We start from the raw sequence: 18,941 nt of genomic DNA, 5'->3' as shown, positions 1-18,941 counted from the left end.
GTGATCAGTCAAACGCCCACGAATACAGGACATCGAGCGCGGTGTTGGTGCCGGTCTGCAGCTGCACGGTGATGCGCGGGTTGATCTTGTAGCGCAGGCTGACCAGGCTGGTGGCGCTGGCGGCGCCTTGCTCGAAGCTCAGGTACAGCTTCGACGAGATGCGCTTGCCGACCGTGACGATGGTGTTTTCCAGGCCCTTGGTCTGGCCGCTGCCCTGGCGCACGCCGACTTCGTCCAGGCCGAGCTTGTTCGCGATCTTGCTCTGGAAGCCGCCGGTGCCGCCCTTGCCGCCGAGCAGCGCGCCGGCCGCGGCGCTGAGCACGTCGGCTTCGTTGCCGGTGGTGCCTTCCATGCCGTGGCCGAGCACCAGCCAGGACAGTTTTTCGCTGTCCTGCACGTTCGGCGTCGACACCAGCTTGGCCACCGGCGCCAGCGCGCTGCCGCGCACCTGCACGCCGGCTTCGACGTTGGTTTCGCTGAGCTGCTCGTTTTCCGGACGTTTTCTCACCGCCAGCACGTCGATCGACGGGTTGTCGTAGGCGCCGCTGAAGGTGACCACGCCGCGCTCGATGCTCAGCTTCTGGCCGTAGGCGGCGTAGGTGCCGCTGACGGTGCGCACGCTGCCGGTCAGGCGCGGCGGGCGGTCGCCGACGATGCGCACCTGCACCGCGCCGGCGAGATACGCGTCGGCGCCCATGCCGCGCAGGTGGAAGTCGTCGCCCAGGTCGGCGGTCAGGTCGATCGTCAACGGCACCGCCGCCGCCTTTTTCGACGCTGCCGGCTTCGTGGCGCCGCGGCCCAGCACGATCACATCGTCGGAAATGGTGGGGCGGTCTTGCGGCGCCAGTTCGATCAGCGCGCGGTCGGCGCGGAATTTGCCGTCGACGTTGAAGCGGGTGGCGTCGCGCACCACGCTGGCCTGGCCGCTCAGGATCAGGGTGCGGTCCGGACGCGACAGCGCTTCCAGGCGGTCGGCCACTAGGCGCAGGTTCATGCTGGCCTCGCCGCCGGCAAAGCGCACGCTGCCGTCGGCGGTGGCGCTGCCGCTGGCGCCTTCGAAGCGCAGGCGCTGCAATTGCAGCTGGTCGCCGGCCAGGGTCGCGCGCAGCTGGCCGTTGCGCAGGCGGATGCCCTGGTCGGGCCAGCGCATCGCCAGGCGGTCGCCGTTGACGCTGCCGTTCAGGGTCGGGGCGCCGATGGTGCCGGCGCCGCTGACGGCCAGGTTGAGGGCGCCGTCGACTTCCAGGCCGGGCTGGCCGGAAAGCGGCGCCAGCCAGGCCAGCGAGCCGAGGCTGGCGCTGGCGGTCAGTTTCAGGGGACTGTCGTTGTCGACGCGGCCGCGGATCATCTGCGCGGTGGCGTCCACGCGCGCGGTGCCGACGCGGCTGCCGTCCAGCGCCAGCTGGGTGCGCACGGCGCCACCCGCGACGTCGGCGCGCAGGTCGAGCTGGCGCAGGCCGAGCACCACCGGCACCGTGTCGCCGGCGATCAGGTCGCCCTTTTCGCGGAACACGTGCACGTTGCCGTCCAGCGCCGGCGGCGCACCGGTCGGCACGCGCAGGTCGAGCGCCCATTGTGCGCCCAGCGCCAGGTCGCCGCGCAGGTTCTGGCGCACCGATTCCGAGGCTTGCGCCAGGTAGCTGACCGGCACGCCGGTGGCGCTGCCGCGCGTGGTCCAGCGCGGCCCCACCTTGGACAGCGAATCGACCGTGATGGCACCGGCCGGCAATTTGACGACCGCGCCGTTGAAGGCGATCTGCTCCGGCTTGCCCAGGCCGGCCAGGCCGCTGCCGGGCGCGCCGGCGATGCGCAGCGGTGTCGGCGCGGCCAGGTTGAAGGCGTAGCGGCCGCGGTTCTGCAGCGTGTTGATGGTGCCGCTCCAGGCGCTGGTATTGCCTTTCATGCTGAGGCCGCCGCGCACTTCGACGGCGGCATCGAAGCCGTCGCCGCGCGCCGCCGCCGACAGCGTGTGCGCACCGCGCGTGCCGGTCGATTGCAGGCGCGCGCTGTCGATGCGGGTGGCGTTGTCGGCGCTGGTCGAACTCATGGCGGTGGCGTCCGCGCCTTTCTTGGGCGCCGCGGCGCCGACGTAGCCGGCCACCTGCACGTCCAGCGCCAGCGGATCGGCGGCGCCGCGGCCGGAACCGAGGTTGGCGTTGGCGCGCAGGCTGCGCACGCTGTGCACGCCCATCAGGCGCAGGTTCTGGCCCTCCAGCGCCGCCGTCAGCGACGGCGTGTCCATGGTGCCGGACAGCGTGCCCGAGCCGCGCAGCACGCCGCCGAAGTCCGGTCCGAGCGCGCCCAGCTGCGGCGCGTCGATGCGCCAGTTGAGCGTGTCGCGACCGCTGCCGAAGGCGCCCTTGGCGGCGACCAGGTTGCCGCCCAGGTGCAGGTCGACGTCGGCGTTCGACACGTGGCGCTTGTCGGCGGTCAGCCTGGCGTAGCCCCACAGCGGCGAGTTCGACAGCGTCGACTGCTGCAGCGCCAGGTCGACCGAGCCGCCCATGTTGGCGCCGCTGCGGCCGCTGGCATCGAAGCTGCCGTTGATGCTGCCCGGCAGCGGCGAGCCGAAGGCGGCCGGGTTCAGGCGCGTCATCGTGCCCTTGGCCTTTACTTCCGCCACGCGCGCGTTGTCCGGTCCGGCCAGCCAGGCTTCGCCAGTGGCGCGCAGGCTGCCGTTGTCCTTGTTGCGCTGGTTGGGCACCCAACCCAGGCCGCGCGCGTCGACGTCGAAGGTGGTGCGCGGCGCCTGCATCGTGCCGCTGACCACGCCGCTGGCCAGCAGGGCGCCGTACAGGTCGGCGCGCAGCGCGCCCAACTGGCGGCCGTCGAGCTTCCAGGCCAGCTTTTCGCCGGGCTTGCCGAAGGCGCCGTTCAGGTCGACCTTGTTCTGTCCCAGCGCCAGCGTCGCATCCACGCCGTGCACGTGGGCGGCGTCGGCGGCCAGCTTGCCGCGTCCGGTCAGCGCCTGGTCGAACAGGCGGCTCGGGCGCAAGGCAAAATCGGCGGCCACGTCCCATTGCGGCGCCAGCACGCCGGACGCGTTGATCTCGGCATTGATGTCGGCCTTGGGAAAATCGCCGAAGGCGGCCGGATCCAGGCGGCTGGCCACCACGTTGGCCTTGAACGGTTTCTTGTCGAGCAGGTTGGCGGTGCCGGTGACGCGCACGCTGCCCTTGCCGGCCGCCAGGCGCGCATCGCGCACCGTCAGCACATTGTTCGCCAGCGCGGCTTCGGCCACCAGGCGCAGGCCGGCGTCGGCCAGGTTGACGGTCAAGGTCTGCGTGTCGCGCGCGTTGGCGATGGTCAGGTCGCCGGCGATCGCGGTCGGCTTCATGCTGCCGTGGAGCTGCTTCAGGTCGATGCGGTCGGTGTGCAGCGTGAACTGCGCGGTGCCGATGCCTTGCTCGTCGGCGCCGCGGTCGACCGCGCCGCTGCCGGTAAAGCGCCCGGCGCCGCCCAGGTCGATCAGGACGTCCGAAATACGCATCGCCGACAAATTACCGCCCAACTGGCCGCGCATCGCCCGCAGCGGCAGGCGCTGCTGGTCGATGGTGCCGAGCGGGCCGTCGTTGACCAGGTTCACCGAGCCGGCGATGTCGCGGTTCGGGTCGAGTTTCGCGGACACCGCCAGGTTCAGGTCGGCGGTCGGCAGCGAGGGATTGAAGAAGCCGGGGTCGATGTTTTTCGCGTTCAGCGTGAACGCCTGCAGCGGGATGTCGGCGAACGGCGACAGCACCAGGTTGGCGGTGCCCTGGGCGCGCGCGGCCTGGCCGCTGGCGTCGATGACGGTGCGCTGCAAATCGCCGCCGGCGTGCAGTTTCAGCTGCGCATTCAGCGTGGCGGCGTTCAATGGTTGCGGCTGCTGCGCGGCCTGGTCGGGCGCCGGGGCAGGCTGCGCGGGCTGGGCCGGGGCGCCGGCCTGTGCCTGCGCCGGCGTCTGGCTCAGGCTGGCATTCGCATCCAGCTTATACGGCTTGGCATTGGCGATGGTGCCGTTGGCGGCCACCTGCCCCCATGGCGTGGACGCGTTGGCGTAATCCAGCTTCCACTGCTGCTGGTCGCCGTGCAGCTGCGCGCGGATATTGTCGATCTGCGTCTCGGCGCCCTTGTTGACGAACACGGCTTTCGCCAGGCGCGCGTCTTCCACCGCGATCTTGAACGGCGGCGCCAGCTTGTCCGGCATGGTCGACTTTTCTTCGCTTTCCTTCAGCGTTTCCATGCGCAGCGAAGCGGCGTACAGCTTCTGGATCTCGACGCCGCGCGACAGGTATTGCCAGGGCTTCCAGTCGATGTCGATGTTGTCGGCGGTGGCCACCTGCGTGTCGGTGCGGAACACCACGTGGTCGATGTGCATGTGGCCGTACAGCGAGCCGGACACGCCGGTGAGCGTCAGCTTGCCGCCGCTGGCGTTGGCCACGCGCTGGGCGATCATCTGCAGCGTGGTCTCGCGGCCCAGGTACCAGTAGGCGCCGCCCAGTACCAGGCCGGTGACGACGACGCCGGCGGCGACGCGGCGCGGCCAGCGGCGCGGGCGCGGCTGCCGGGGTTGCGGCGGGGTGGCCGGCGCATTGGCGCCATGCGGCGTGGCCGGGGTGTTGTTTTCGACGTCCATCAGAAAGTGAATCCCAGAGAAAAGTGCAGACGGACTTTCTTGACCGCCTCGCCGTAGGCGACATCGACGTTGATCGGCCCGACCGGGCTGCGCCAGCGCGCGCCGACGCCGTAGCCGGCCTTGGGCTTCAGGTCGCCGATGCGGTCGGCGGCATTGCCCACATCATAGAACACCGCCGCGCCGTAGGGCGGCTTGAACCAGTAATCGTATTCGGCGCTGGCGGTGAGCAGGTAGCGCGCGCCGGTGATGGCGCTGCCGACCGGCACGCCCAGTTGCTGGTAGCCGTAGCCGCGCACCGAGCCGTCGCCGCCGGCGCGGAACAGGAAGGTCGAGGGCACGCCGGCCTTGTTGCCGGAACCTACGGCGCCCAGTTCGCCGCGCGTGATCAGGGTGCCCTTCGGCCCCAGCGGTTTGTAGGCCAGGAAGCGGGCATAGGCGCGCACGAATTTTTCATCGGTGAGCACCGGCAGCGGCGCCACGCCGATCTGGGCGTTGGCGATGTAGCCGGTGGTCGGCGCCACCAGGCTGTCCAGGCGGCGCTTGGTGATCGAGAAGGTCAGCGGCACGCTTTTTACGCGCGAGGTCGGCAGGTCGTCGATCGTGATCTGTTCGGTCAGCGCTTCCAGCTTCAGGCTGCGCTCCAGCAGCGGCGAACCCCAGGCGCGCGTGGCCGAGATGCTGGTGGTGCGCGTGACCTCGCCGCGCACGTCCTGGCGGTCGTAGCCGGCGCCCACGCTGTCGCTGTAGCCGTTCGAGGTGGTCGGCCAATAGAAATCGGTGCGCGCGCTCTGGTGCAGCTGCTCGTACAGCAGGCTGCTCTTCATGCGCTTGCCGAACACGAACAGGTCGCCGTAGTTGGCCTGTGCGCGCGCGCCGGTATTGGTCGAGTAACCGAGGCCGACCGAGACGTTCTTGCGCTTGTTTTCCGTCACCCGCACCAGCACCGGCAGCGTGACCGGGCCGGTCTGCGTGGACGGCTGGGCGCTGCCGGTCTGGTTCAGGTCGCTGATCTGCTCGTTCAGCACCGAGGACAGGTCGGCGCTCACCTCCACGCTGGCGAAGTAACCGGTTTCCTGCAGCTTGCCCTGCAGCGCCTGCAGCGTGGCTTCGCTGTACTGCTCGCCGGGGCGGATCTGGTTCAGGTTCGTCACCACGCTGCTCGGATAGCGCGACAGGCCTTCGATGCGCAATTCGCCCAACCGGATTTCCGGGCCGCTGTCGAGCACCACCTTGAGCAGGGCGCGGTGGGTGTCCGGATCGACCGTGGCGCTGGAATCGAGCAGCTGGGCGCGCGGGAAGCGCGTCTGCGTGACTTCGCGCAGCAGGCCGCGCTTGGCCGATTCCCAGTCGGCGGTGCGGAAGCGCGCGCCCACGGCCAGGGTCCAGCGGTTGCGCAGGGCGGCGGCGTCCAGCGCCGGCGCGGTGCCGGCCGCCGCGTCGGTCTTGGGAAAGCCGCGCAATTCGAGGTCGACGTCGCCCACCACCACCGGCTCGCCCGGATCGACGATGACGCGCGCCACCGGCGTGGCGCCGGAGGTGTCGAGGCCGGCCGACACCTTGGGCGAGTAATATCCCTCGGTGGCGATCAGGGTCTTGACCTGCTCGGGCGCCACGCGCACCAGGCGCTGCAGCTGCTCCAGGTCGAGGCGCGGGTTGCCACGCCAGCGCATCAGGTCGAGGTTGTCTTCCAGCAGCCCGCGCAGGTTGCGCGGCGCATCGATGCGTACCGTGTAGTTGACGGCGCGCGGCGGCGCATCCGACACGTTTTCCTGCGTCACCGGCTGGCCCGACGGCGGCAGCGCCTGCGGCACCGGTTCCGGCTTGGCGTCCTGGGCCGAAGGCGGCGTGGGCGCCACCACCGCCTGCGCGAGCGCGCCTTGGGCCAGGCACAGCGCGTTCACGGCCAGCACGATTTGTGCCAGAATCCGTGGTTGCGCCGGGGTCGATGCCGTGGTCTGGTCGGGTCGCGCGGAAAACATATCACTCCATGTCAGTACAAATATCGCCGACATCTTAACTGATCGTTAAAAGAGGTGGCGGACGGTTTATTTTGGGAAAAATCACTATGCAACAAGCAGATACCGCGCTGGTTTTGTTCAGCGGTGGGCAAGATTCCACCACCTGCCTGGCCTGGGCGCTGGAGCGTTACGCGCGCGTCGAGACCATCGGCTTCGATTATGGCCAGCGCCACGCGATCGAACTGGCCGTGCGCCCGACCGTGCTGAGCAAGATGCGCGCGCTGTCGCCGGCGTGGGATGCGCGCCTCGGCGAAGACCACCTGATCGACCTGTCGCTGATCGGCCGCATCTCGGACACGGCGCTCACCAGCGACGTCGAAATCGCCATGCAGGAAAACGGTTTGCCGAACACCTTCGTGCCTGGCCGTAACCTGATGTTCATGACGGTGGCGGCGACGGTCGCCTACCGGCGCGGCTTGAACGTGCTGGTCGGCGGCATGTGCGAGACCGACTTTTCCGGCTATCCGGATTGCCGCGACGACACCATGAAGGCGCTGCAGGTCGCGCTCAACCTGGGCATGGCCACGCGCTTGAAGGTGGAGACGCCGCTGATGTGGATCGACAAGAAGCAGACCTGGGAACTGGCGGAACAGTGCGGCGGACAGGCGCTGGTCGACCTGATCCGCTTCGATACCCACACCTGCTACCTGGGCGAGCGCGGCGCGCCGCACGACTGGGGTTATGGCTGCGGCACTTGCCCGGCGTGTGCGCTGCGGGCACGCGGCTATGCGCAGTTTGCGCAGGAGCGCCGAGCCGCCTGAGTCACGCCGCGGCGCGTGCGGCGTGCGGCGGCGCGGCGCGCGCTGCCGGTTGTGCTCACACCGGCTGGTCGCGCAACACGCGCTGGCGGCGCGAGCGGTGCATCATGGCCAGCACCAGGCCGCCCAGCAGCAGCGGCAGCAGCAGCGGCGACAGCGCCAGCGCCGCCACGAAGGCCAGCGCCGCCACCAAGGCCAGCGCGCCGACGCCGAATCCCCCCACGCACAGCACGCCGACGCCGGCGAACACCAGCGCCAGGAGGCCGCCCACCAGCAGGATGACGAAGCCGGCCAGTAACAGGCCTCCGCCCGTGAACAGCAAGGCGAGCAGGGCGCCGAACGGCCCGTCGACGCTGTCGCCGTCGATGTCGAACATCACGCCGTTGTGGAAGGAGGCGCTCCACGCCAGCAGGGCGAACAGGAACAGGATGACGACGACGCTGCGCTTTTTCATGATGGTCTCCGGTGACGGGTTGCAGGCTGTGCCTGATGGGCACCTCGAAAAACTGTCGCGAGCGGCAGCCAGGGCAGCTGAGAAGCGCAGCTGTACGAGTAGTACAGCGAGCATCGCAAGCTGTCCTGGCAACGCGCAGTAGGTTTTTCGAGGTGCTCTGATGGGATGGGCGCACTGTAGTGGGGTAGGGCAGGGCACTCCAGCGGCCTGCGACAGGCTGCAAATCGGCGGCGCCGGACGGGCTGTAAACGGCGATGGGCTGCGCGGGAACAAGCGCGGTGCCGGCTGGCGTGGCCGGCAATCGCTCCTTGCAATGCTGGAATCGCTGCCTATACTGACAGCCTGCTCTGTCGCAGGAGGACACTATGCAATTCGCTCACAGTACGATCGCGACCGCATGGGCCGGCAAGTGGGATCACAAGAATCCGCCGTCGGCCCCTCCGGCCATTCCGCCAATCATCATCACGCCGTTCAGCCGGCAAGTCATCCCCATGCCGGACATCGATCCGCGCGCCGAACTGCCCGGACCGCCGATCGAGCCGCCGCCGCTGCCCGGCCTGCGCATCTAGCAGGCCTTCCGCTACGCCGCCGGAGCGCCGCGCCGCGCTCCGGCGTCGCTCTCGCCGTCCAAGCGGACGGCGCTTGTTGGATGCGCCGGGATTGCCTATGATCTGGCTTTCGGGCACAGCCCGCCAGATCGAGAACACCCATGAACCAAGAAGTCAGCGACCGCGACGAAGACGCCCCGGTCCAGGAAGCGCGCCTGTGGCAGGACAACGGCTGGACCGCGCGCGTGATCAAGAACGAGGACGACGACGGCTGGGCCGTCGCCATGTACAAGGACGGCGAGCCGGAACCGGCCCTGGTCGGCCCCTGGACCATGGGGCGCGACAAGAAGAACCCGAAGCCGCTCGACGTCAGCGCCTTTCATACGCTGGTGAAGACCGCGTCCGAAGTCATCCGCCGCCACGAGCAGCAGCGCCACGCGATGCTGCACAAGCACACCACGGTTTCGACCGCGGACGGCGAATTGAAGGTCACGCTCGACATCGTGCCGGAAGAGGACAATCCGTACGCCATCCTCACCGCCATCGACGAGATGGGAGAGCAAGTGGCGCAGGCGCGCGTCGAACCGGGCTTCAAACTGTCGCCGTCGTCGGCCGCCGCCTGGGTCGAAAACGATTTCCGCGCGCCGCGCTGAACGTTTGTTCGGGTAGCGCCGTCACATCGGCGCTACAGCCGGACCGCCGCGGTCCGGATCGTTTTCCCCTTCTCCTTGCGAACTGCTAATATTTCCTTGTGGAATTATAGAATGCGCGAGGGGATGGCATGGAAGGTGTGAGGGAAACGCGGCTGGTGCGCCTGGAAGCGGTGCAATCGATGCTGCTCGAGATCGGACAATTGTCCGCCAGCTGCACCGACATCGTCGACTTCGTCGGCGCCGTGCACCGGGCGCTGGGGCGCATCATGTACGCTGAGAATTTCTACGTGACGCTGGCCGACCGCGAGGACGGCAGCGTGCGCTTCGTGTACTTCGTCGACAGCGTCGACGCCGGCCCCGACCCCGACCAGCGCATCGTGCTGGCCTCGCCCGACCAGTCGCCCACCGCCTGGGTCATGCTGAACCGCCGCGCGCTGGTGATTACCGGCGATGAGCTGCGTGCCCGCAAGGATGGCGTCGGCCTGGGCCGCGGCAGCGTGCCCGAGCACTGGATGGGCTGCCCGCTGCTGGACCACCGCCACGAGGTGCTGGGCGCGATCGTGATCCAGAGCCACCTGGCGCAGCACACCTACAGCGCGGAAGACCAGGCGCTGTTTTCGCTGATCGCCAACCACGTGTCGAACGCGCTGCAGGGCTTGCAGAGCATGGACCGCCTGGAGCGCGCCGTGCAGGAGCGCACCCGCGCGCTGGCGCGCGAGGTGGCCGAACGGCGGCGCGCCGAGCAGATCCAGCGTGCGCTGTACCAGATCGCCGACCTGTCCAGCGCCGCCCTCGACACCGATGCGCTGGCCGCCGCCGTGCACCGCATCGTCGGCGAGCTGATGGTAGCGAACAACTTCCTGGTGGCGCTGGCGCAGCCGGACAGCGGCGAGATCGTGATTCCCTATTGCGTCGACGAAAAGGACGGCGGCGCGCCGCGCACGCGCTTTCCGTTCGGGGTCGGCATGGTGTCGTACGTGCTGCGGTCGCGCCAGGCGCAGCTGCACGACGCCGGCAGCTTCGCGCGCCTGCAGGCGGCCGGCCGGGTCGACCAACCGCTCGGCAACCTCGACATCGCCAGCTGGATCGGCGCGCCGATGCTGGTGGACGACAAGGCGCTGGGCGTGCTGGTGGTGCAGAGCTACGACCCGGCCGTGGTCTACGGCAAGGCCGAGCTCGACCTGCTCGCCTTTATCGCCAGCCACGTGGCGGTGGCGCTGGCGCGCATGGAGGCCGGGCGCGCCATCCGCCAGGCGCGCGACAGCCTGGAAAACCGCAACGCCGAGCTCAACCGCGCGCTGACCCAGCTGCGCGACGCCCAATCGGAACTGGTGCGTCAGGAAAAGCTGGCCTCGCTGGGCCGGCTGGTGGCCGGCGTGGCCCACGAGATCAACACGCCGCTGGGCATCTGCGTGACCGCCACCAGCAACCTGGTGCAGGAGCTCAAGCTCACGCGCGAGGACCTGGCCGCCGGCAGCCTGACCGAGGAGGGCCTGCACGGCTTCTTCGACGTGCTCGACCAGTCGCTGCGGATCATGACCAGCAACACCCAGCGCGCCGCGGCGCTGGTGCGCAGCTTCAAGCAGGTGGCGGTGGACCAGTCCTCGGACGGCATCCGCCGCTTCGACCTGCGTGCCTACCTGAACGAGGTGCTGCTGTCGCTGCAGCCGAAATTGAAAGGGCGGCCGGTGGCAGTGGAACTGGACTGCGCGCCGGACCTGGTGCTGGACAGCCTGCCGGGCGCGTTGTCGCAGGTGCTGACCAACATGGTCATGAACTCGCTGGTGCACGGTTTCGCGCAGGAGCAGCCGGGAACCATCCGCATCCGCGCGGCGCTGGAGGGCGGCATGGTGGCGTTCGAATACGGCGACGACGGCGCCGGCATGGATGCCGACACCCTGGGTCAACTGTTCGATCCGTTCTTCACCACCCGGCGCGGCAACGGCGGCAGCGGGCTCGGTGCGCATATCCTGTACAACCTCGTGACCGGGGCGCTGGGCGGTTCGCTGCGGGTGGAGAGCAGTCCGGGCAAGGGCTTGCAGTACTACCTGCGCTTTCCGCAGGCGCTCGCCAAGAAATGACGTGGATGCCGCCATGAGCCGGCATGCGTGCTCAATCCTGGTCCACCCGCAATTCCAGGAACCCGGTCGCGGCGTCGTGTTCGCGGCTGAAACGGTGGCCGGGCAGCAGCGCCACCAGCACCTCGGCGGTGGTGCGCACGATGCAGCCCGGCGCCATGTGGCCGCCGGTCACGCGCCCGTGCGCGTCCGCCACCGCCAGGTGCAGGTGCACGCCGTCCGGCGCCAGCGAGCCGCCCAGGCTCAGGAGTTCGAGGTCGCCGCGCAGTTCGGCCGGGTCGGCCACGCCGGCATAGCGGATGCGGGCCACGCTCAGGCTGCCGATGCCCTGCACCACGAAGGCGGCGGCGGCGCCGTACGCGGCGGGAATGGCGGCGAGCGCGGCGCGCAGGTCGGCGCCGGCAGGGATGCGCAGGGGCAGGGCGGTCATACTCATGGCAGCTTCCTTCTCGTCGGATGGCGACGCCATGTTACGTATTCGCCCGCGCGAGCGACCCCAGCAGCTCGATCAGCTGGCCGATCTCGTACGGCTTGGCCAGCACCTGCACACCGGGGACGACGGCGCGCTGGTCGGTATAGCCGGTGGCCAGCACCACTGGCAGGCCGGGGCGGCGTTCGTGCAGGATGGCGGCCAGGTCGATGCCGCTCACCCGGCCCGGCATGACGACGTCGGAAAACACCACGTCGGCGTCCAGGCCGCCCTCGATCATGGCCAGTGCCTCGTCGCCGCTGGCGGCCACCACCACGTCGAAGCCGGATTCCTCCAGGCCCGGCAGGACCGCCTCGCGCACCAGCGGGTCGTCCTCGACGAACAGCACCCGTCCGGCCGCGCGCGGTAGAACGCCGTCCTTGGCCGCCGCCGTGGGCGACAGCGCCTGGCGCGAACGCGGCAGGAAGATGTCGACCGTGGTGCCGGCGCCGACGCTGCTGGCCAGCGCCAGGTGGCCCTGCGACTGGGTGGCGAAGGCGTAGGCCTGCGGCAGGCCGAGGCCGGTGCCTTCGCCCGGCGCCTTGGTGGTAAAGAACGGATCGAGCGCGCGCGCCAGCACCTCGGGTGGCATGCCGGCGCCGCTGTCGGCCAGGCGTACCCGCACGCACTCGCCGCCGGCGCGCTCCGCGGTCGTCTCCAGCGCCACGTTGCGCACGTCGATGGCGAGGCGGCCGCCGGACGGCATGGCGTCGCGCGCGTTGATGGCCAGGTTCAGCAGCGCCAGGTCGAACTGCAGCGGGTCGACCGTGACCGGCCAGGCGTCCGCGGCGCAGCTCACCTGCAGGTCGATGTCCTGGCGCAGCACGCCGCGCATCAGCTGCACCGAGTTGCGCACCTGCTCGCACGGGTCGACGGTCAGTAGCTTGGCGTCCTGCACCCGGCCGAACGAACCCAGGCGCGTGGTCAGCGCGGCGGCGCGCCCGACCGTGCGCTTGCAGGTGTCGAGCAGGCTCTGCACCCTGGGTTGCGTGGCTGTGAGCGAGGCCATCTGCAGCGCCGTGGTCAGCGTCTGCAGCAGGTTGTTGAATTCGTGCGCGATGCCGCCGGTCAGGCGTCCCAGCGCCTCCAGCTTCTGGCCGCGCAGCAGGGCGTTCTGGGCGCGCTCGCTGTCGGCCACCGCCTCGGCCACGCGCCGTTCCAGTTCGCCCTGGGCGCGCAGGATCTTGCCGCTGGCTTCGGCCAGGCGCCGCGCCACCGCGTCGAACTCGTGCACGCGCTGCGGCGCATAGGCGACTTCGCGGCCCTGGCCGAGCTCCTCGGCGCTGCGCGCCAGGTAGTCGATCGGCGCCAGCGCGCGCTGGCCGAACCAGCGCGCCACCGCCACCGCCAGCACCAGCAGCAGCGCCATGATGGCGGCCAGGAAGGCGGCGGCGCGCTGCGGCACCCGGCGCATCTCTTCCTGCGGGATCGTGACCATCACGCGCCAGCCGGAATCGGGCACCGTGCTGAAATAGCCGTGCATCGGGATGCCGGCCAGGTTGGTGGCCGACACCATCCCGTCCGGCATGGCGGCGAACTTGCGCAGCACGGCGTCGCGCACCAGGCGGCCGCGGAATTTTTCCGCCTCCTGCAGGCGCGCGATGATGTGGCCGCCGCGGTCGACGATCACCGCCTGCCACTGGTCCGGGAAACCCTGCCGTTCCAGCAGGTCCTGCATGCTGGAAGCGTTCGAGCTCAGGCTCAGGAAATGGGTGATGCGGCCGTCGCGGCGCACCGGCACCTGGATCACGTAGTCGTAGCGGCTGCCCAGCGGCGCCGCGTACAGGTCGGACACCAGGGTGCGGTCGGCGCCGTGCTGTTTCATCAACTCGCCGATGTTGGAAAAACGCTGGGCCGGCAGCGCGCTGCCCAGCGGCGCACGGGTGTTGAGCAGCTGGCGCGCGTTCAGGTCGTACAGCACGATCGCGGTGTCGCGCGACGGTGCCAGCGATTGCGCGTGGCGGTAGAACTCGGCCAGGTCGCCCTTGGCCAGCGAGGGCGAATTGGCCAGCGCGCGCAGCGTGGCTTCGCTGGTTTCCAGCTCGTTGTCGACCAGCAGGGCGAAGGCGCGCACCGCCTCGTGCACGCTCTTTTCCTGGGCGCGCCGTTCTTCCAGGTAGACATAGCCGACCGCCAGCGCCGCCGCCACGAAGGCGGGCAGCAGAATGGCGAGGATCACGATCAACAGCCGGGTTCGAATGCGCATCTTCAGGAGGACGGTACGGCTTGCCGGCCGTGGACATGGGGAGCTTGTCCCGAAGCCGAGCATACTACCGGACAATCCCGGGCTTGTGGCACGGAAATAATCGGCAGGGTCAATCCGGCCACAGGCGGTTGATCTCCTCGGCCTTGTCGATATTCCTCACCAGGATGTCGACGTAGCGCGGATCGAGATGGCGTCCGGCCACTTCGCGCAGGTGGTCGCGCACCTGTTCCAGCGGCCAGGCTTGCTTGTAGCAGCGCGCGTGGGTGAGGGCGTCGAACACGTCGGCCACCGCCACGATGCGCGCGTACGGGTGGATCTGTTCGCCGGACAAGCCCTGCGGATAGCCGCTGCCGTCGTACTTTTCGTGGTGCTGGTGGGCGATCACGGCGGCCGCCTTCAGGATCGGCCGCTGCGAGCCGTCCAGGATCTGCAGCCCGACGGTCGGGTGCTGCTTCATGATCTCCCACTCCTCGGGCGTGAGGCGGCCGGGTTTCAGCAGCACCGCGTCCGGCGTGGCGATCTTGCCGATGTCGTGCATCGGCGCGGCGTGCACCAGCACCGCGGTCTCGTCGGCCGGCATGCCCGATTCCTGCGCCAGCAGGCGGCACACCTGCGCCATGCGGCGCACGTGGTTGCCGGCTTCGTGCGAGCGCGATTCGACCACGTCGCCCAGGCGCAGGATCAGCTCGGCCTGGGTATCGGTGATTTCCTGGTTGAGCAGGATGTTGTCGAAGGCGATCGCCACGCCCGAGCAGAACACGTCGAGCAGCTGGACGTCGATCTCGGACAGCTCGTCGACGCCCTTGAGCACCAGCAGCGAGGCTTTGCCGCTGGCATTCGGAAAATAGCCGACGTAGGTGTCGCCGTGCAGCTTGGAGATGCGGTTGTGGCGCGCTTCGTCCAGTTGCGCCACCAGCTGCGGACCGATGTCGGCTTCGCCCATCTCGCCGATGCGCGCCAGGATCTCGTAGCGGCTTTCCCCGGCGATGACGCTGGCGCCGGCCACGCGCAGCAGCATGCTCTGCTCCAGCTGCAACAGCGCCACCACCTGCTGCAGCAGGCCGCTGGCGAAATCCTTCAAATTACGCTGGCGGAAGATGTGCGACGAGGCCGCGATCACGCGCTCCAGGCCTTCGCGGTAATTGTGCTGGGTGCGGCGCGCCTCTTCCACCTTCATGATGTCGCGGTAGGCGCGCAGCGCGGCGAAGGTGGTGGTGAACAGCTTGGTGCGGTCGAGCTCGGTCTTTTCCTTGTAGTCGTTGATGTCGTAGTCGACGATCACGCGCTCCTCGGGCGCCTGGCCCGGCTGGCCGGTGCGCAGCACGATGCGGGTGAAGGCGTTGCCCAGTTCCTGGCGCATCCAGCGCGCCACCTCCAGGCCGCTGTCCTCGCGCTCCATCACCACGTCCAAAAATACCAGCGCGATGTCCGGCTCGCGCGCCAGTATCGCGCGCGCCTCGGCGCCGCTGTAGGCGTGCAGGAATTGCAGGGCGCGCCCGTCCAGGCGGAAACGCGCCAGCGTCAGCCTGGTGACGTCGTGGATGTCCGGCTCGTCGTCGACCAGCAGGACTTTCCAGGGAGCGAGCTTGGGCGCGGCTGGGGACAGGAATGACATGGGACGATCCGGTATCGAAAGGAGGCTGGAAACGATAAAGATTGCGCAAAAGCATCATGAATGCAAACCGATTGTAGTATGCGGATTTCGCCTTAACAACAAGTAATAAAGAAGTTTTTAGAGAAATTATTTTCTTGTCAGCCATCTTTTGATCGCTTGTCTGCCGCATGCAACATGGTTGCGTAGGTCTGCCAAACGGACGCTGCCTTGGAAACGGGCGTATATTCGAAGCGAAAAACCAATCGATCAAGGAGCAGGCCATGAAATCGTTCATGAAGGACATCGCCCTGGCAGGGCTGCTGGCGCTGGCCGCGGGCGGCGCCTCGGCGGCGGTCACCGTCACCTATGTCCACCCCGAAACCTTCCACGACCTGCCGTTCGCGACCTGGGAACGCGACGACATGCTGGCCCAGGTCACCGACCATTTCACCAAGCTCGGCAAGTCATTGCCCGAAGGCCAGGACCTGCGCATCGAAGTGCTCGACTTCGACCCTGCCGGGCGCCTGATTCCGAACGCGCGCCTGGGACGCGACCTGCGCGTGCTCAGCGGCAGCGCCGACTGGCCGCGCATGGACTTGCGCTACACCGTCGAGCAGAACGGGCAGGTGATCAAGAGCGGGGAAGCCAAGCTGTCCGACATGAACTACCAGCAAGGGCCGCATCACTACTTTGACAGCGAACCGCTGCGCTACGAAAAAGAGATGATCGACGAATGGTTCGAAAAGACCATCGCGCCCTTGCCACGGCGCCGTTGAGTTCGATTGCAGGCGGCATGAATGAAACGTTTTCGGGTGTTGTGATAAAAAATATCACTAATTTCTCATAAGATATTTCATTAATATTACTAATTTTAGTAATAACCTATTAGTCTCATAGTAATCATTTAACAGGGTTATTGTCCTTCTGTTAGTTATCCAACAGTGGGCGGGTCTGCACTCGGTTATGTTGTTCGTTGAAACAACAATGAAAGATTAACCAGTGAGGACAGGATGACCGCCCCCAAGAAAAACGCTACGCCAGCTTCCGTCGACGGTGCCGGCTCGGTATTGAGCACCGTGGCAGGACCCTCCACCAGCACGCCGCCGGCGAGCCTGGGCAACAACGACCCGGTTCCCGAGCGCCTGCTCGAAAAGACCACCGCCGAGAAGCAGCTGGCGGCCGCCATGCCGTACAACCCGACCAAGGCCGGTGAATACGGCGATGCCGCGCGCACCCCGTCCGAAGGCGCCCACAACCAGCCGTCCACGCCGGCCGCCACCGGCAGCACCAGCACGGAAATCGTCATGTCCGACAAGGTCGGCAATGGCCAGCCGCCGAATGGCGAGAACCGCACCACCGCGCCGCTGGACCGCGTGCGCGTCGATGCCGGCAACCAGGTGCTGACCACCAACCAGGGCGTGCCGATCGCCGACAACCAGAATTCGCTGAAGATCGGCCTGCGCGGCCCGACCGCGATGGAAGATTTCATTCTGCGCGAAAAGATCACCCACTTCGACCACGAGCGCATTCCCGAGCGCGTGGTGCACGCGCGCGGTTCGGCCGCGCACGGCTTCTTCGAATCCTACGGCGACTACACCGACCTGACCCGCGCCGTGCCGCTCGCCGAGAAGGGCAAGCGCACCCCGGTGTTCGTGCGTTTCTCGACCGTGGCCGGCGAACGTGGCTCGACCGACACCGCGCGCGACGTGCGCGGCTTCGCGGTCAAGTTCTATACCGAGCAGGGTAACTGGGACCTGGTGGGCAACAACATTCCGGTGTTCTTCATCCAGGACGCGATGAAATTCCCGGACCTGGTGCACGCCGCCAAGCCGGAACCGCACCACGGCATGCCGCAGGCCGCCACCGCCCACGACACCTTCTGGGACTTCGCCTCGCTGTCGCCGGAAATCACCCACATGCTGATGTGGGCGATGTCGGACCGCGCCATCCCGCGCAGCTACCGCACCATGCAGGGCTTCGGCGTGCACACCTTCCGCCTGATCAATGCGCAGGGCGAATCGCGCTTCGTGAAATTCCACTGGACCCCGCTGCAAGGCACCCACTCGCTGGTGTGGGACGAAGCGGTGCGCATCTCGGGCGCCGATTCCGACTTCCACCGCCGCGACCTGTGGGAAGCGATCGAAGGCGGCAACTTCCCGCAGTGGGAACTGGGCCTGCAGATCTTCACCGAAGAGCAAGCCGCGTCGTTCCCGTTCGACATCCTGGATTCGACCAAGCTGGTCCCGGAAGAACTGGTGCCGGTGACCCCGGTCGGCCGCATGGTGCTGGACCGTAATCCGGACAACTTCTTTGCCGAGACCGAGCAGGTGGCCTTCTGCACCGCGCACATCATCCCGGGCATCGATTTCTCCAACGACCCGCTGCTGCAGGGCCGTAACCACTCGTACCTGGATACGCAAATCTCGCGCCTGGGCGGCGCCAACTTCCACGAGATCCCGATCAACACGCCGATCGTGCAGATCCAGAACAACCAGCGCGACGGCATGCACCGCCAGGCCATCGCCCGTGGCCGCGTCTCCTACGAGCCGAATTCGCTGGGCGGCGGCTGCCCGTTCCAGGCCGGCCGCATGGGCTTCACCAGCTTCCCGGAAGCCTTCAATAATGTCGACAAGGTGCGCGGCAAGCCGGAACTGTTCGCCGAACACTACGGTCAGGCACGCCTGTTCTACCAGAGCCAGTCGCCGGCCGAGCAGACCCACATCGCCAACGCCTTCCGCTTCGAGCTGAGCCGCGTGCAGACCCTGGCCGTGCGCCAGCGCGTGCTGGCCCAGCTGGCCAACGTCGATGCCGGCCTGGTGGCGAAGGTCGCCGAAGGCCTGGGCCTGGACGTGCCGGAAGCGCTGCCGCGTGTGAACGACACGCCGATCCCGGCCTACGAGCCGTCGCCGTCGCTGTCGCTGCTGGCGCGTCCGGGCCAGACCGGCATCCGCACCCGCCGCGTGGCGATCCTGGTGGCGAACGGCGTCGACGGCGATGCGGTGCGCGCCCTCTATGCCGACCTGCTGAAGGATGGTGCGGTGCCGCGCCTGGTGGGCAACATGCTGGGCAAGGTCAAGACCAGCGGCGGCGATGCGCTGGACGTCGAAATATCGCTGGAAGCCGGACCGTCGGTGATGTACGACGCGGTGATCGTGGCCGACGGCGGCGCCGACCTGCTGGCCCGCAATGCCCAAGCGATCGACTTCCTGCGCGAGCAATATCGCCACTGCAAGCCGATCCTGGTCCTGGGCAACGGCGCCAACCTGCTGACCAAGGCGATGATCCCGCAGACGCTGCCGGACGGTTCGGCCGACCCGAGCCTGCTGGTCGATGGCACGCTGGACGCCTTCAAGGAAGCGCTGGCCAGCCATCGTTCGTTCGACCGCGAGACCGATCCGCCGATGGTGTGATGAGAGCCCGGCGCTTGCCGGGCGTATGAATGCAAAAGCCTGCCGCGACTTTGGTCGCGGCAGGCTTTTTGCTTTTTGCAGTGGCATGGTGCAAGCGGAACGCGTATTCGATTTTGGCCGCGTACCAATGCACGTCGT

12 protein-coding genes are annotated in these 18,941 nt (G+C 68.1%); 6 read left to right on the top strand and 6 right to left on the bottom strand.

All coding sequences use genetic code 11. The features are described 5' to 3' along the window. Positions 1 to 4 precede the first annotated feature (4 nt). Both HH212_RS05445 and HH212_RS05440 read right to left on the bottom strand, forming a co-directional pair. Positions 5 to 4,615, bottom strand: a complete 4,611-nt coding sequence (locus HH212_RS05445) for a translocation/assembly module TamB domain-containing protein (protein ID WP_169434449.1) — start codon at positions 4,613 to 4,615, stop codon at positions 5 to 7. Next, entirely contained in the window at positions 4,615 to 6,594 is a 1,980-nt protein-coding gene (locus HH212_RS05440) for an autotransporter assembly complex protein TamA (protein ID WP_169434448.1), read from the bottom strand. The genes HH212_RS05445 and HH212_RS05440 overlap by 1 nt, the downstream gene beginning before the upstream one ends. 86 nt (positions 6,595 to 6,680) lie before the next feature. On the opposite strand from HH212_RS05440, the gene queC reads away from it, so the two are divergent. Then, positions 6,681 to 7,394 carry a 7-cyano-7-deazaguanine synthase QueC gene (queC, locus tag HH212_RS05435; protein ID WP_169434446.1) on the top strand — a complete coding sequence of 238 codons (714 nt, stop codon included), beginning with the start codon at positions 6,681 to 6,683 and terminating at the stop codon, positions 7,392 to 7,394. A gap of 55 nt (positions 7,395 to 7,449) precedes the next feature. On the opposite strand, the gene HH212_RS05430 is transcribed toward queC, so the two are convergent. Continuing rightward, entirely contained in the window at positions 7,450 to 7,845 is a 396-nt protein-coding gene (locus HH212_RS05430) for a hypothetical protein (protein ID WP_169434444.1), read from the bottom strand. A 365-nt stretch (positions 7,846 to 8,210) separates the two neighbouring features. On the opposite strand from HH212_RS05430, the gene HH212_RS05425 reads away from it, so the two are divergent. The 3 genes from HH212_RS05425 to HH212_RS05415 all read left to right on the top strand — a co-directional run bounded on the left by HH212_RS05425 (position 8,211) and on the right by HH212_RS05415 (position 11,127). After that, the gene (locus HH212_RS05425) at positions 8,211 to 8,414 is read left to right on the top strand and encodes a hypothetical protein (protein ID WP_169434442.1); all 204 of its coding nucleotides are present in this window, start codon (positions 8,211 to 8,213) and stop codon (positions 8,412 to 8,414) included. Positions 8,415 to 8,554: 140 nt separating this feature from the next. After that, the gene (locus tag HH212_RS05420) at positions 8,555 to 9,046 is read left to right on the top strand and encodes a hypothetical protein (RefSeq protein ID WP_169434440.1); all 492 of its coding nucleotides are present in this window, start codon (positions 8,555 to 8,557) and stop codon (positions 9,044 to 9,046) included. A gap of 128 nt (positions 9,047 to 9,174) precedes the next feature. After that, complete coding sequence (locus tag HH212_RS05415; RefSeq protein ID WP_169434438.1) at positions 9,175 to 11,127, top strand: GAF domain-containing sensor histidine kinase; 1,953 nt, start codon at positions 9,175 to 9,177, stop codon at positions 11,125 to 11,127. Between the two features lie 31 nt (positions 11,128 to 11,158). Here HH212_RS05415 and HH212_RS05410 read toward each other — a convergent pair whose 3' ends face one another. The 3 genes from HH212_RS05410 to HH212_RS05400 all read right to left on the bottom strand — a co-directional run bounded on the left by HH212_RS05410 (position 11,159) and on the right by HH212_RS05400 (position 15,414). Beyond that, positions 11,159 to 11,554, bottom strand: a complete 396-nt coding sequence (locus HH212_RS05410; protein WP_170205282.1) for a PPC domain-containing DNA-binding protein — start codon at positions 11,552 to 11,554, stop codon at positions 11,159 to 11,161. 40 nt (positions 11,555 to 11,594) lie between these two features. Continuing rightward, positions 11,595 to 13,772, bottom strand: a complete 2,178-nt coding sequence (locus HH212_RS05405; protein ID WP_169434436.1) for a hybrid sensor histidine kinase/response regulator — start codon at positions 13,770 to 13,772, stop codon at positions 11,595 to 11,597. Positions 13,773 to 13,908: 136 nt separating this feature from the next. Then, positions 13,909 to 15,414 (bottom strand): response regulator, encoded by a 1,506-nt coding sequence (locus tag HH212_RS05400; RefSeq protein WP_169434434.1) that lies wholly within the window; start codon positions 15,412 to 15,414, stop codon positions 13,909 to 13,911. 260 nt (positions 15,415 to 15,674) lie between these two features. Between HH212_RS05400 and HH212_RS05395 the strand changes: the two genes are divergently transcribed. Together HH212_RS05395 and HH212_RS05390 are read left to right on the top strand one after the other, a co-directional pair. Then, positions 15,675 to 16,169 (top strand): DUF3016 domain-containing protein, encoded by a 495-nt coding sequence (locus HH212_RS05395; RefSeq protein ID WP_169434432.1) that lies wholly within the window; start codon positions 15,675 to 15,677, stop codon positions 16,167 to 16,169. Positions 16,170 to 16,403: 234 nt separating this feature from the next. Further along, positions 16,404 to 18,803 carry a catalase gene (locus HH212_RS05390; protein ID WP_169434431.1) on the top strand — a complete coding sequence of 800 codons (2,400 nt, stop codon included), beginning with the start codon at positions 16,404 to 16,406 and terminating at the stop codon, positions 18,801 to 18,803. Positions 18,804 to 18,941 lie beyond the last annotated feature (138 nt).

The sequence above is a fragment of the Massilia forsythiae genome, assembly GCF_012849555.1.
GTDB lineage: Bacteria > Pseudomonadota > Gammaproteobacteria > Burkholderiales > Burkholderiaceae_D > Telluria > Telluria forsythiae.
This window is presented reverse-complemented; position numbering and strand designations above follow the sequence as displayed.

Bases quoted from the DNA above. Each gene is read 5' to 3' on its own strand.
- HH212_RS05445 (WP_169434449.1), bottom strand. From the start codon at position 4,615: ATGGACGTCGAAAACAACACCCCGGCCACGCCGCATGGCGCCAATGCG.
- HH212_RS05440 (WP_169434448.1), bottom strand. From the start codon at position 6,594: ATGTTTTCCGCGCGACCCGACCAGACCACGGCATCGACCCCGGCGCAA.
- queC (WP_169434446.1), top strand. From the start codon at position 6,681: ATGCAACAAGCAGATACCGCGCTGGTTTTGTTCAGCGGTGGGCAAGAT.
- HH212_RS05430 (WP_169434444.1), bottom strand. From the start codon at position 7,845: ATGAAAAAGCGCAGCGTCGTCGTCATCCTGTTCCTGTTCGCCCTGCTG.
- HH212_RS05425 (WP_169434442.1), top strand. From the start codon at position 8,211: ATGCAATTCGCTCACAGTACGATCGCGACCGCATGGGCCGGCAAGTGG.
- HH212_RS05420 (WP_169434440.1), top strand. From the start codon at position 8,555: ATGAACCAAGAAGTCAGCGACCGCGACGAAGACGCCCCGGTCCAGGAA.
- HH212_RS05415 (WP_169434438.1), top strand. From the start codon at position 9,175: ATGGAAGGTGTGAGGGAAACGCGGCTGGTGCGCCTGGAAGCGGTGCAA.
- HH212_RS05410 (WP_170205282.1), bottom strand. From the start codon at position 11,554: ATGACCGCCCTGCCCCTGCGCATCCCTGCCGGCGCCGACCTGCGCGCC.
- HH212_RS05400 (WP_169434434.1), bottom strand. From the start codon at position 15,414: ATGTCATTCCTGTCCCCAGCCGCGCCCAAGCTCGCTCCCTGGAAAGTC.
- HH212_RS05395 (WP_169434432.1), top strand. From the start codon at position 15,675: ATGAAATCGTTCATGAAGGACATCGCCCTGGCAGGGCTGCTGGCGCTG.
- HH212_RS05390 (WP_169434431.1), top strand. From the start codon at position 16,404: ATGACCGCCCCCAAGAAAAACGCTACGCCAGCTTCCGTCGACGGTGCC.